At 56.8% G+C, this 12,329-nt stretch carries 13 protein-coding genes; 4 read left to right on the forward strand and 9 right to left on the reverse strand.

Translation table 11 applies throughout. The features are described 5' to 3' along the window. Positions 1–146 precede the first annotated feature (146 nt). The 3 genes from hpt (at position 147) to AC6I8W_RS03800 (ending at position 2,574) form a co-directional block, all read left to right on the forward strand. Positions 147–683, forward strand: coding sequence for a hypoxanthine phosphoribosyltransferase (gene hpt / locus AC6I8W_RS03790; RefSeq protein ID WP_021184693.1), 537 nt, complete (start codon positions 147–149; stop codon positions 681–683). A 197-nt stretch (positions 684–880) separates the two neighbouring features. Then, positions 881–1,807: an ABC transporter ATP-binding protein gene (locus tag AC6I8W_RS03795; protein ID WP_497837047.1), complete on the forward strand. Its 927-nt coding sequence runs from the start codon at positions 881–883 to the stop codon at positions 1,805–1,807. Continuing rightward, positions 1,804–2,574, forward strand: coding sequence for an ABC transporter permease (locus AC6I8W_RS03800; RefSeq protein ID WP_480368422.1), 771 nt, complete (start codon positions 1,804–1,806; stop codon positions 2,572–2,574). Before AC6I8W_RS03795 ends, AC6I8W_RS03800 begins: the two co-directional genes overlap by 4 nt. A gap of 101 nt (positions 2,575–2,675) precedes the next feature. Here AC6I8W_RS03800 and panD read toward each other — a convergent pair whose 3' ends face one another. The 9 genes from panD to thpR all read right to left on the reverse strand — a co-directional run bounded on the left by panD (position 2,676) and on the right by thpR (position 9,726). Beyond that, entirely contained in the window at positions 2,676–3,056 is a 381-nt protein-coding gene (gene panD / locus AC6I8W_RS03805) for an aspartate 1-decarboxylase (protein WP_013507914.1), read from the reverse strand. Between the two features lie 28 nt (positions 3,057–3,084). Then, positions 3,085–3,939 carry a pantoate--beta-alanine ligase gene (gene panC / locus AC6I8W_RS03810; protein ID WP_497837048.1) on the reverse strand — a complete coding sequence of 285 codons (855 nt, stop codon included), beginning with the start codon at positions 3,937–3,939 and terminating at the stop codon, positions 3,085–3,087. Positions 3,940–3,954: 15 nt separating this feature from the next. Beyond that, on the reverse strand, positions 3,955–4,749 hold the full coding sequence (gene panB / locus AC6I8W_RS03815) for a 3-methyl-2-oxobutanoate hydroxymethyltransferase (RefSeq protein WP_497837049.1): 795 nt from the start codon (positions 4,747–4,749) through the stop codon (positions 3,955–3,957). A gap of 83 nt (positions 4,750–4,832) precedes the next feature. Continuing rightward, positions 4,833–5,318: a 2-amino-4-hydroxy-6-hydroxymethyldihydropteridine diphosphokinase gene (gene folK / locus AC6I8W_RS03820; RefSeq protein WP_497837050.1), complete on the reverse strand. Its 486-nt coding sequence runs from the start codon at positions 5,316–5,318 to the stop codon at positions 4,833–4,835. Beyond that, entirely contained in the window at positions 5,315–6,727 is a 1,413-nt protein-coding gene (gene pcnB, locus AC6I8W_RS03825) for a polynucleotide adenylyltransferase PcnB (protein WP_497838098.1), read from the reverse strand. The genes folK and pcnB overlap by 4 nt, the downstream gene beginning before the upstream one ends. Positions 6,728–6,765: 38 nt before the next feature. Beyond that, entirely contained in the window at positions 6,766–7,695 is a 930-nt protein-coding gene (gene gluQRS / locus AC6I8W_RS03830) for a tRNA glutamyl-Q(34) synthetase GluQRS (protein WP_497837051.1), read from the reverse strand. A gap of 72 nt (positions 7,696–7,767) precedes the next feature. Continuing rightward, on the reverse strand, positions 7,768–8,223 hold the full coding sequence (dksA, locus tag AC6I8W_RS03835) for an RNA polymerase-binding protein DksA (RefSeq protein ID WP_480368435.1): 456 nt from the start codon (positions 8,221–8,223) through the stop codon (positions 7,768–7,770). A gap of 258 nt (positions 8,224–8,481) precedes the next feature. Beyond that, a complete protein-coding gene (gene sfsA, locus AC6I8W_RS03840) occupies positions 8,482–9,186 on the reverse strand; it encodes a DNA/RNA nuclease SfsA (RefSeq protein ID WP_497837052.1) in 705 nt (234 codons plus the stop codon). Further along, positions 9,187–9,726, reverse strand: coding sequence for an RNA 2',3'-cyclic phosphodiesterase (gene thpR, locus AC6I8W_RS03845; protein WP_497837053.1), 540 nt, complete (start codon positions 9,724–9,726; stop codon positions 9,187–9,189). Positions 9,727–9,759: 33 nt separating this feature from the next. On the opposite strand from thpR, the gene hrpB reads away from it, so the two are divergent. Further along, positions 9,760–12,237 (forward strand): ATP-dependent helicase HrpB, encoded by a 2,478-nt coding sequence (hrpB, locus tag AC6I8W_RS03850; RefSeq protein ID WP_497837054.1) that lies wholly within the window; start codon positions 9,760–9,762, stop codon positions 12,235–12,237. The last annotated feature ends 92 nt before the right edge of the window (positions 12,238–12,329 follow it).

Below are 12,329 nucleotides of genomic sequence, written 5' to 3' on the forward strand. Positions count from 1 at the left end.
AGAGGGGCTGGGCGCTTTTTATACAGTTAACGTCAGAGCAATATTTTTCGCCACGGTAACGTTTGCGTTGTGTGCGCGGCGTCAGCGCTTAATTGGACTATGATAGACTGCGTGGCTTTCTGAGTCACCTAACCGGGCTGAATGCAATGAAACACACCGTCGACGTGATGATCTCTGAACAGGAGATCGCAACGCGTATTGCCGAACTGGGCAAACAGATTAGCGACCATTACCGCAACAGCGGCCGCGAAATGGTGCTGGTCGGGCTGCTACGCGGTTCTTTTATGTTTATGGCCGATCTGTGCCGCACCATTGAAGTGCCGCACGAAGTCGACTTTATGACGGCCTCCAGCTATGGCAGCGGCATGTCCAGCACCCGTGATGTGAAGATCCTGAAAGATCTCGATGAAGACATTCGTGGCAAGGATGTGCTGATCGTCGAAGACATCATCGACTCCGGCAACACCCTGAGCAAAGTGCGCGAGATCCTGCGTCTGCGCGAACCCCACTCGCTGGCGATCTGCACCCTGCTGGACAAGCCGGAACGCCGTGAAGTGGATGTCACCGTGGAATATGTTGGCTTCGCCATTCCAGATGAATTTGTCGTCGGTTTTGGTATCGACTACGCCCAGCGCTACCGTCATCTGCCGTACATCGGCAAAGTGGTGCTGCTGGACGAGTAACCGCACAATCACCCAAGGCTAACCTTTCCCGCCTGCGATAAGATGCGCAGCCCGTCGGCCAGTGGCTGGCGGGTAGCTCTGCACGCGTTTCCCCGCGCTGCGCTGAGTGGTAACATAATCTCTGCTAAACTCCTTTAAATTCACGACTTTTATCACCTGGTCACTCATTTCTGATTACAACAAGGTATGGATTCGCAATGACTTATGCACTGGAACTTTCCGGGCTGACCAAGACCTATCCCGGCGGCGTACAGGCGCTGAAAGGGATCGATCTCAGCGTAGAAGCAGGTGATTTTTATGCCTTACTGGGGCCGAACGGTGCCGGTAAGTCCACCACCATCGGCATTATCAGCTCGCTGGTGAATAAATCTGGCGGCAGCGTGCGCGTGTTCGGTTATGACCTGCAAAAAGATGTGGTCAACGCCAAGCGTCAGCTGGGACTGGTGCCGCAGGAATTCAACTTCAACCCGTTTGAGACCGTTTTGCAGATTGTGGTCAATCAGGCCGGTTACTATGGTGTGGAACGTCGTGAAGCGAATAGCCGCGCCGAAAAATACCTGAAACAGCTCGATCTGTGGGGTAAACGCAACGAACGTGCGCGGATGTTGTCCGGTGGGATGAAACGCCGTCTGATGATCGCCCGCGCACTGATGCACGAACCTAAGTTGCTGATCCTCGACGAGCCGACCGCCGGTGTTGATATCGAGTTGCGCCGCTCCATGTGGGTTTTCCTGAAGGAACTGAATGCGCAGGGCACCACCATCATTCTGACCACCCATTACCTGGAAGAGGCGGAGATGCTGTGCCGCAATATCGGCATTATCCAGAGCGGTGAGCTGGTGGAAAATACCTCGATGAAAGGGTTGCTCTCCAAGCTGCAATCCGAAACCTTTATCCTCGATTTAGCGCCGCGCAGCCCGCTGCCGAAGTTGGAGGGTTTCCAGTATCGCCTTGTCGATACCTCAACGCTGGAAGTCGAGGTGATGCGTGAGCAGGGGCTAAACAGCGTCTTCAGTCAGCTCAGCGCGCAGGGTGTGCAGGTACTGAGTATGCGTAACAAAGCCAACCGCCTTGAGGAGCTGTTTGTCAGCCTGGTGCAGGGAAAAACAGGAGCCAAAGCATGACGCATTTATACTGGGTGGCGCTCAAAAGCATCTGGACCAAAGAGATTAACCGTTTCGCCCGTATCTGGATTCAGACGCTGGTGCCGCCAGTGATCACTATGACGCTGTACTTCATTATCTTCGGCAACCTGATCGGTTCGCGCATCGGCGATATGCATGGCTTCAGTTACATGCAATTTATCGTGCCGGGTCTGATCATGATGGCGGTGATCACCAACGCTTACGCCAACGTGGCGTCCTCGTTCTTTAGCGCTAAGTTTCAGCGCAACATTGAAGAACTGCTGGTGGCACCAGTGCCGACGCACATTATCATTGCCGGATATGTCGGTGGTGGCGTGGCGCGCGGTGTCTGTGTCGGGATTCTGGTGACGGCAATATCGTTGTTCTTTGTCCCGTTCCAGGTCTATTCGTGGACGATGGTGGCGGTCACGCTGCTGCTGACGGCGATTCTGTTCTCGCTGGCCGGTTTGCTCAACGCGGTGTTTGCCCGCACCTTTGACGATATCAGCCTGATTCCGACCTTCGTGCTGACGCCGTTGACCTATCTCGGTGGGGTGTTCTACTCGCTGGCGCTGCTGCCGCCGTTCTGGCAGGCGGTGTCTAAGCTGAATCCGATCGTGTATATGATCAGTGGCTTCCGCTATGGTTTCCTTGGCATCCATGATGTACCGCTGGAGTTAACCCTGTCGGTGCTGGTGGCATTTATCGTGGTGTTTTATGCGGTGGTTTATGTGCTGATCCAGCGTGGGCGGGGACTGCGCAGCTAATATTTTCTGCGCCTGTAGCGGCGCGATTCATCGCGCAATTCCGTGCGTGTTGCCGGAAAAAACGCGCGATAAATCGCGCCGCTACGGCGCATCAGAGGTTATCAGGCGACCTGCACCGGCAGCGCTTTTGCGATGCGTTTCATTTCGTTATCGCCCTCAAAATAGGCCACTTTCGGCTGCCAGCTGCGGGCTACTTCATCTTCCACCTGCACGTAAGAACAGATGATCATGATGTCGCCTTCGCAGGCGCAGCGTGCTGCGGCACCGTTGACGGAGATAATCTTTGAGCCACGTTCGGCGGCAATGGCGTAGGTGGAGAAGCGCTGGCCGTTGGTGACGTTGTAGATGTCGATGGCTTCATATTGCAGAATGCCAGAGGCATCAAGAAAGTCCTGGTCAATGGCGCAGGAACCTTCGTAATTCAAGTCTGCCTGGGTCACTTTGACGCGATGCAGCTTGCCCTGTAATACGGTACGAATCATAGCGGTATAACCTTATAAAAATGATCCCTTACTGGGTCAGATCCACTTGCTGATTATCAATCAGACGGGCGTTGCCCAGCCAGGCGGCCATCAGAATCACGGCCCGCTGGCTATCGACGGTCAGCGGCTGGAGCGTTTCGGCATCGCAAATCGCCAGACCATCCGGGCGGAAACCTTTCTCACGCAGCGTCTGTTCGGCAGTCTCGATAATCTCTTCTACATGGCGTTCGCCATTGCTGAGACGCTCAGCCATGCTATTCATCACCTGGCTTAAACCGGGTGCCAGTTTACGCTCATCGGTGGTGAGATAACCATTGCGAGAACTGAGCGCCAGACCATCTTTGGCACGCACCGTTGGCACGCCAACAATCTCGATGTCGAAGCCCATATCCGCCACCATTTTGCGGATGATAGCCAACTGTTGAAAATCCTTTTCACCAAAACAGGCGATATTGGGTTGCACCAGGTTGAACAGCTTGCTGACGATGGTGGAGACACCACGGAAATGCCCAGGACGGCTGGCACCTTCCAGCAGTTCAGAGAGTCCAGGTACTTCAACAAAGGTCTGAGTCTCAAGACCTTTGGGGTAGACATCAGCCGGTGCCGGCGCGAACACCAGGTCCACGCTATGGCGATTTAGTTTTTCGCAATCGTCCTGCAAGGTACGCGGGTAGCGCGCCAGATCGTCGGGACGATCAAACTGCATCGGGTTCACAAAAATCGACACCACCACGATGTCGGCGCGCTCACGTGCGGCATCGACCAGCGTTAAGTGTCCATCATGCAGGTTGCCCATAGTAGGCACCAGCGCGATACGTTTGCCTTCCTGCCGCCAGCGACGAATCTCGCGACGCAGCATCGGCAGTGTTTCAATGATCAGCACTGCACATCTCCTGATTTACTGGAAACTGTGTTCGGCGGCCGGATAGCTGCCCGCCTCAACTTCGGCAATATAGTGGCGAATCGCCGCGCGAATGTCGCCGGTTTCCGCGAGGAAATTTTTGGCAAACTTCGGGATATGGCCGCCGGTAATACCAAAGGCATCGTGCATTACCAGAATTTGTCCATCGGTGACATTACCTGCGCCGATACCGATGACCGGAATCGCCAGCGCTTTGGTGACGCGTTCTGCCAGCGCTACAGGTACGCATTCCAGCACCAACAACTGCGCACCCGCCGCTTCCAGCGCCAGCGCATCCGCCAGCAGGCGCTCGGCACCGGCTTCGTCACGGCCTTGCACTTTATAGCCACCAAAGATATTTACCGACTGCGGCGTTAAGCCGAGATGGCCACATACCGGCACGGCACGTTCAGTCAGCATCTGCACGGTTTCTGCCAGCCAGGCACCGCCTTCCAGTTTGACCATATTGGCCCCGGCACGCATCAGTTGTGCCGCATTGTCAAAGGTCTGCGCAGGCGTGGCATAACTCATAAACGGCAGATCAGCCATCACCAGTGCCTGAGGCGCGCCACGACGCACCGCGGTGGTGTGATAGGCAATATCGGCGACCGTCACCGGCAGGGTCGATTCATGGCCCTGTACCGTCATGCCAAGCGAATCACCGATCAGCAGCACCTGAATGCCCTCGTCAGCGAACAGGCGAGCAAAACTAAAGTCATAGGCCGTCAGCGTGGCAAATTTGCGGCCACTGGCTTTCCACTGGCGTAAATGGGAGATGGTTGTGGGTTTCATCGCACTCTCTCAGTATTTTCTGATGGGCGCAGTGTAAAGGATTGGCGGTGCAGGTGATATGACTGGCGTGCGATTTTGCCGGGTTATTCAGACCAGTAACGAATCGCGCTTTGGTCGAGCGCCGCCAGCACAGGAGCGAGTGGGGTGCCATCGGGTAAGGTCTGCTGAGGGGCGATCTCCAGCAGCGGTAGCAGCATAAACGCGCGGTTGTGCATGTCGTAATGCGGCACCGTCAGGCGCGATGTGTTAATCACCGCGTCGCCAAACAGCAGGATATCCAGATCAAGGGTGCGGGGTCCCCAGCGTTCGGCTTTGCGCACCCGGCCATGTTCCAGCTCAATGCGCTGGGTATGGTCGAGCAAGGTTTCCGCTGCCAGTTCCGTCTCCAGCGCCACCACTGCGTTCAGGTAATCCGGTTGATCCGGCGGACCGTAGGGCGGGGTGCGATACAGCGACGACGTGGCAACACGGGTGGTTTGCGGCAACGCATCCAGCGCCGCCAGCGCTGCATCAACCTGATGCAGCGGGTCGGCGAGGTTACTGCCTAAAGCGAGATAGACGCGGGTCATGGCGCGCTGTTGCTGCGCGGGGCAGCAGGGCGGCGACGTGGACGGCGTGGTTTACGACGCGGTGCCGGATCATCACCCAGCGTATTCAGCATGGTTTTCTGCTGCGTTGGCGCTGCGGCCTGGAACTCGCCCCACCAATGTGTCAGACGTTGCAGTTCCGGGTTATTTTCCACCTCGGCACGCAACGCCAGCAAATCATACGCGGCGCGGAATTTAGGATGTTCCATCAGCTTCCATGCACGTTTGCCATGACGGCGCGACATACGCAGTTGCAACTGCCAGATATCACGAATCAGCGTGGTGATGCGCTTCGGAATCGCCAGCGCGCGGCAGGCTTCATCCAGCGTTTCGTTCATCGCCAGGGCAAAGGCATCGTAATAGGTCAGGCCGCTTTCCTGGGCGATCTGCTCGGCAGATTCCAACTGCGGATACCAGAACATCGCGGCAAACAGGAACGCCGGATTGACGCGCATATCATTCTGTAAGCGGGTATCGGTGTTTTTCAGCACTTGTGCCAGCATGCGCTCCATCGAGCTGTCGCTGTGTTCGGTGAAGCCACGCGTCAGCGTCGGGAACAGCGGCTGGAACAGTTGATACTCGCGCATCATCTGATAAGTGCGGAAGCCATAACCGGCTTGCAGCAGCTTGAGCGATTCTTCAAACAGGCGCGCAGGCGGAATGTCATGCAGCAGAGTGGCAAGGCGCGGAATCGGCTCGGCGGTTTCTGCGGCAATACGCATCTCCAGCTTGGCGGCAAAACGCACCACGCGCAGCATACGTACCGGGTCTTCGCGATAGCGCGTTTCCGGATCGCCAATCATGCGGATAATGCCCTGTTGCAGATCCTGCAAACCGCCAACGTAATCACGGACGGTGAAATCCGCCACGCTGTAATACAGGCTATTGATGGTGAGATCGCGACGCTGGGCATCATCTTCGATACTGCCAAAGATGTTATCACGCAGCAGCATACCGTTTTGTCCACGTTGTGAGCTGTTGCGATCTTCTTCCTCGACTTCCTCTAACTGATGATGGCCACGGAAAGTCGCGACTTCGATCACTTCCGGCCCAAACATCACGTGAGCCAGGCGGAAACGGCGACCGACCAGACGGCAGTTGCGGAACAGTTTACGCATCTGCTCCGGGGTGGCGTTGGTGGTGACATCGAAATCTTTGGGTTTCTTACCCAACAGTAAATCGCGCACGCCGCCACCTACCAGGTAGGCTTCGTAACCGGCTTTGTTCAGGCGATACAGCACTTTGAGGGCATTTTCGCTGATATCTTTGCGTGAGATGTTGTGGCTTTCACGGGGAATGACGGTCATCAGACTTTCGGTTTCCACCTCTTCAGGCGCCTCCTCGTCACGCTTGAGGACTCTCCGGCAAAAATTAGCGACTCGGGTAAAAATGGGACACCTCGGCAGTGACATTAATGGTGTTGGTAAAATCAGCGGCTAATCATAGCCTGTTGCGAACCATTTGAGAATGGCGTTGTCGTTTCATCCGGCTTCAGGGCGTTTTCCAGTGGGATCAGACGGATATTCCATCTGTCGATCGCCTGTTTTAACAGGGAATCCAGTGATTCATCCTGCCAACCCCTTGATACTGGTTGACCCAAAAAGTTTAACGCCTGCACCAGCAACGGTCGTGCATCGCCCGCTGGCAGCGCGGGGGCATGGTTCTGCTTGGATAATTTGTTGCCATCTGCATTTACCGCCAGCGGCAAATGCAGATACTCAGGCACTGACCAGTCAAACTGTTGATACAGGGCGACCTGGCGTACCGTTGGCTCAATCAAATCCGCGCCACGCACAATCTCGCTAACCCCCTGAAAATGGTCATCCACCACTACCGCCAGATTGTAGGCAAACAGGCCATCGCGGCGGTGAATAATAAAATCTTCCTCTGCCAGCCGGGTATCGGCTACCAGGTGACCACGCAGACGATCATCAAAACCATACACCGGCGCATGCTGGTGCAGGCGTAATGCGGCGTTTTGCGATCCGAGCCGCAAATCGCGGCAGTGGCCGTCATAAAATCCGCCCAACTGCTGAATACGGCTGCGGGTACAGGTGCAGAAGTAGCTCTGACGCTGCTCGCGGAGCCAATTTAAGGCTTCACGGTACGCCTCATGGCGCTGCGACTGCCACAGCACTTCACCATCCCAATGTAAGCCATAGTGTTCCAGCTGCTGTAAAATGCGGCTGGCGGCACCGGGGACTTCGCGCGGTGGGTCGATATCTTCGATACGTACCAGCCAACGCCCTTGTTGTGCACGCGCACTCAGGTAGCTGCCCAGCGCAGCAATCAGCGAGCCAAAATGAAGTTCACCAGAGGGAGAGGGGGCAAAGCGCCCAACACAGGGAAGGTTAGACATTTTATAATGTGCACCGCACGGCGGGAAAACAGTGGTTTTCCCTGCTGTGCGGCGACAGTCTGTTCACGGCCATTAGCCAGCCATCTGCTTCTCGCGGATTTCTGCCAGCGTCTTGCAGTCAATGCACAGATCGGCGGTCGGACGTGCTTCCAGACGACGAATACCGATTTCTACACCACAGGATTCGCAGTAGCCGAAATCGTCGTCTTCCACTTTCTTCAGCGTCTTCTCGATCTTTTTGATCAGCTTACGCTCGCGATCGCGGTTACGCAGTTCCAGACTGAATTCCTCTTCCTGCGCGGCACGGTCAACCGGATCCGGGAAGTTGGCAGCTTCGTCCTGCATATGCGACACAGTACGGTCAACTTCATCCCTGAGTTGATTGCGCCATGCTTCCAGAATCTTGCGGAAGTGGTTCAGCTGGGCGTCGTTCATATACTCTTCGCCCGGTTTCTCCTGATACGGCTCCACACCAGCGATGGCGAGGATACTCAGGGACGATGTTTTACGGTTTTGCCCTTCTTGCATGTTGTTTCTCCTGGATAACACGCACCACCCGACATATTTCAAGTTACAGGGGGTTGGCTGCTCTGTCTCGCTACCTTCCTGCCACTCAAATTACTTAGGGTATATCGATTCCCAACAGGGAAAAAAACAGGCCGCTATAAATAGCAGAAGCAATCAAGGTTGGCAATTATTCATGATCACACCTTGACAAGCCTGTGAGGAACAGCGTATTCAGCGCACCGCTCGGAACATTCCTATCACACCAAATTGCTAAGAATATTACAACTCTACCCTTATCGGCCGCGTCAGTAACATTTTTAGCGGGGATATGTCAGCCTGATACGCCAATACTTCCACGCCACACCGCTGCGCCTGTGCCAGTAGTTCTGCGTATTGCGCGTCGATATGGCGCGCCGGGGAAACGTCCTCAATCCCCGTGTGCAAAACGGCAAACAACAAAACGGCCCGATGGCCCTCTGCCGCGATATGACTCAGTTCGCGCAGATGCTTTTGCCCGCGGGTCGTCACCGCATCCGGAAAATAGCCTTTACCATGCTGTAAAAGGGTGACGGACTTGACTTCAATATAGCAGTTCGCTCTGCCCTTCGCTTGTAGCAGGAAGTCAATTCGGCTTTTTTCCGTGCCGTATTTTACCTCAGGCTGGCAGTGGTCATAAGTGGATAATTCTGGAATAGCATCAAGGCTGAGCGCTTCTTTCACCAACTGATTGGCGCGCAGCGTATTGATGCAGATCCAATGGCCCTGCTGGGTTTCGGTCAGTTCCCAACTGTGGGGGTATTTGCGCGTGAGGCTGTCTGAGGTGGAATACCACACCGTATCGCCAGGCGTAGCGCAGCCGGTCATCGCGCCGGTGTTGGCACAATGGATGGTCAGCGTCTCACCTTCCGGGGTGATCACATCCGCTAAGAAACGCTTATAACGGGCGATTAAACGGGCCGGTTTAAGTGGTGGGGAGAAAAGCATTCAGTCTCCTGTCGGGGTGGATAACGGCCAGCGGGCCAGCGCCTGATAGCGGGTTTGGCCTTTTTCGAAGCGCGATGAACATAAGACAAAATGGCTAACATCAAAACCCCAGTGAAAACCGCGCGGCGGAAGGGCAACTTTGTGCGCCGCGTTGCGTAGCAAGGTGATGTGCGGGTGAAACGACGTTGCGCTTTGCGCACAGCCATGTCGTGCTGCCTGAGCGCGCAACAGATTCGCCAGTTGCAGCAAACCCCGTGGCGGGCGCTGACAACCCAGCCACACCACGCCAGGACGCGGCCAATGTCCGGCATCATCTAAATCGAGAGCAAAACCTGGCTGCATAATACGTCCGGCGAGTTGTTGCAGGCGCTGTGAGGTGTCGTCACTGACCTCGCCGAGGAACGCCAGCGTCAGATGCAGATTGGCTGCCGCTATCGGGCGGCCTGCGTCTTCAGCAAAGTTTTCAGCCCGCCAGCGCACCACATCCTGCTGCACAGACGCAGGCAGTTCGAGCGCAAAAAACAGACGTTGGGTGGTCATCGTGGCCTCCGATAATCCGCGCTGGGTGTTACAATGCGCGCCATCTTAGCACAGGCAGAAAGGGAGTTGAGTTTGAGTGAATTACCGGTAAGTGAGGTACTGCCTGAGCTGTTGGCTGCGCTGGCGCAAGCGCCACAGGTACTGCTGGCGGCACCGACCGGCGCAGGCAAATCCACCTGGCTACCTTTGCAACTGTTGCAACAGGCGCGGCTGCCCGGACGCATCATTATGCTGGAGCCAAGGCGGCTCGCGGCGCGCAATGTGGCGCAGCGACTGGCGGAGCTGCTCGGTGAAGAACCAGGCGGCACGGTGGGTTATCGTATGCGTGGTGAAAACTGCTGCGGGGCTAACACCCGGCTGGAGGTGGTCACCGAAGGTATCCTGACTCGCATGTTGCAGCGCGATCCGATGCTGGAAGGTGTTTCGCTGGTGATCCTCGATGAATTCCACGAACGCAGTTTGCAGGCCGATCTGGCGTTGGCGTTGCTGCTCGATGTGCAGCAGGGGCTGCGTGAGGATCTGAAGATTCTGCTGATGTCGGCGACGCTGGATAACGATCGCCTGCGTGCGCTGCTGCCGGATGCGCCGTTTATTGCCTCCGAGGGCCGCAGCTTTCCGGTGACGCGTCGTTTTGCTTCCCTGAATAATCAGCTGCGTTTTGAAGAAGCGGTGGCACGTGAAGTGGCGCAACTGTTGCGCGAAGAATCGGGTTCATTGCTGCTGTTCTTGCCGGGTGTGGCGGAGATTGAACGGGTGAAACGCGAACTGGAAGCGCGCGTCAGTGAGGATGTCGATCTCTCTCCTTTATATGGTGCGTTGTCACTCGATGCGCAGCGGCGGGCGATTTTGCCGTCACCGCCAGGTCGCCGCAAAGTGGTGCTGGCGACCAATATCGCAGAAACCAGTCTGACCATTGAAGGCATTCGCCTGGTAGTGGATAGCGCGCTGGAGCGAACGGCACAGTTTGAGGTGCGCAGCGGTGTGACGCGGTTGCAAACTCAGCGCATCAGCCAGGCGTCGATGACACAACGCGCCGGACGTGCCGGAAGGCTGGAACCGGGGATCTGTCTGCATCTGCTGCCTCAGGAGCAGGCACTCCGAGCGGCGGCACAGAGCGAGCCGGAAATTCTGCACAGCGACCTCGCCTCGTTGCAGATGGATTTATTGCAATGGGGCTGCCCGGATGTGGCCCAGCTGAGCTGGCTGGATATGCCACCGGCTCGCCATCTGCGAGCGGCGCGGGAGCTGCTGACCCGGCTGGCGGCGCTGGATGAGGCTGGTCGCCTGACCGCTGTCGGGCGCAAAATGGCTGAGCTGGGCAGCGATCCACGGTTGAGCGCCATGCTGTGCTCTGCCGGACCGAATCAGGATGCCATCGCCAGCGCGGCCTTGCTGGTAGCGATTCTGGAGGATCCACCGCGCAGCGGCAGCGCTGACCTGCGTGATGCGCTGCATCGTCCTCAATCCAGCTGGCAACGGCGCGCCCGTCAGTGGCAGCAGCGCCTCAATGCCCGCGGCGGCAATGTTGACGCCGATCTTTTCCCGGCGTTGCTGGCGGCCGGGTTTGCTGACCGGCTGGCCCAGCGACGCGGCACCAGCGCCCGTTATCAGTTGGCGAACGGTATCGGGGCCATGCTGGATGAACAGGATGGACTGAGTCGCAGCGAATGGCTGATCGCACCGTCCTTGTTACAAGGAGCCAGCGCCGCCGATGCGCGCATCTTGCTGGCATTGCCGGTGGAGATTGAGATGTTACGTCAGCAGTGCCCACAGTTGGTTGAACAACGCACCGATGTGGAGTGGGATGAAGAAAAAGGCACGCTGCGTGCCTGGCGGCGTGAAGTCTCGGGTGCGCTGGTCCTGAAAGCACAACCGATGACACGCCCGGAGCCGGAGGTGTTGCACGCGGCGATGCTGCGTTGGATCCGGGAAAAAGGTCTGTCGGTGCTGGGTTGGACGCCAGAAGCCGAACAGCTGCGTCTGCGTCTGCACTGCGCCGCACAATGGCTGCCGGAAGAGACGTGGCCAGCGTTTGACGACGAGACCCTGCTGGAATCGCTGGAAGCGTGGCTGTTGCCGGAGATGGATACGGTGCGCGATCTGAAGGGGTTGCAGAACGTCAATCTTGTCAGTGCATTATTACATTTGCTGACATGGTCACAACGCCAGCGGCTGGATACTGTGCTGCCAACTCATTACACTGTGCCGACCGGAAGTCGCCTGCCAATCCGCTACGATGCGGAGAAGCCCCCGGCGCTGGCGGTGCGTATTCAGGAGATGTTTGGTGAAGCGCGCAATCCTGCGGTGGCCGATGGCCGGATACCGCTGGTGCTGGAACTGTTATCACCGGCGCACCGACCGTTGCAGATCACCCGTGACCTGGCAGCGTTCTGGCGTGGGGCATATCCTGAAGTGCAGAAAGAGATGAAAGGGCGCTATCCCAAACATCCCTGGCCGGATGATCCGGCTAACGCCTTACCCACGAGGCGGACCAAGAAATTTTCATCGTGACCTCTGGTGATAATTCAGAGGGTTCTGCCATGCGCAGCACGCGAAAGCAGTTAGAGTAACGGCGCAGCCGTAGCTATACCTGGAGAATAACA

It is taken from the genome of Pantoea sp. X-Soil-TKNS-1211, from assembly GCF_059730495.1.

Bases quoted from the DNA above. Each gene is read 5' to 3' on its own strand.
- thpR (WP_497837053.1), bottom strand. From the start codon at position 9,726: ATGACCACCCAACGTCTGTTTTTTGCGCTCGAACTGCCTGCGTCTGTG.
- panD (WP_013507914.1), bottom strand. From the start codon at position 3,056: ATGATTCGTACCGTATTACAGGGCAAGCTGCATCGCGTCAAAGTGACC.
- folK (WP_497837050.1), bottom strand. From the start codon at position 5,318: ATGACCCGCGTCTATCTCGCTTTAGGCAGTAACCTCGCCGACCCGCTG.
- panB (WP_497837049.1), bottom strand. From the start codon at position 4,749: ATGAAACCCACAACCATCTCCCATTTACGCCAGTGGAAAGCCAGTGGC.
- hrpB (WP_497837054.1), top strand. From the start codon at position 9,760: ATGCGCGCCATCTTAGCACAGGCAGAAAGGGAGTTGAGTTTGAGTGAA.
- gluQRS (WP_497837051.1), bottom strand. From the start codon at position 7,695: ATGTCTAACCTTCCCTGTGTTGGGCGCTTTGCCCCCTCTCCCTCTGGT.
- hpt (WP_021184693.1), top strand. From the start codon at position 147: ATGAAACACACCGTCGACGTGATGATCTCTGAACAGGAGATCGCAACG.
- sfsA (WP_497837052.1), bottom strand. From the start codon at position 9,186: ATGCTTTTCTCCCCACCACTTAAACCGGCCCGTTTAATCGCCCGTTAT.
- AC6I8W_RS03800 (WP_480368422.1), top strand. From the start codon at position 1,804: ATGACGCATTTATACTGGGTGGCGCTCAAAAGCATCTGGACCAAAGAG.
- dksA (WP_480368435.1), bottom strand. From the start codon at position 8,223: ATGCAAGAAGGGCAAAACCGTAAAACATCGTCCCTGAGTATCCTCGCC.
- AC6I8W_RS03795 (WP_497837047.1), top strand. From the start codon at position 881: ATGACTTATGCACTGGAACTTTCCGGGCTGACCAAGACCTATCCCGGC.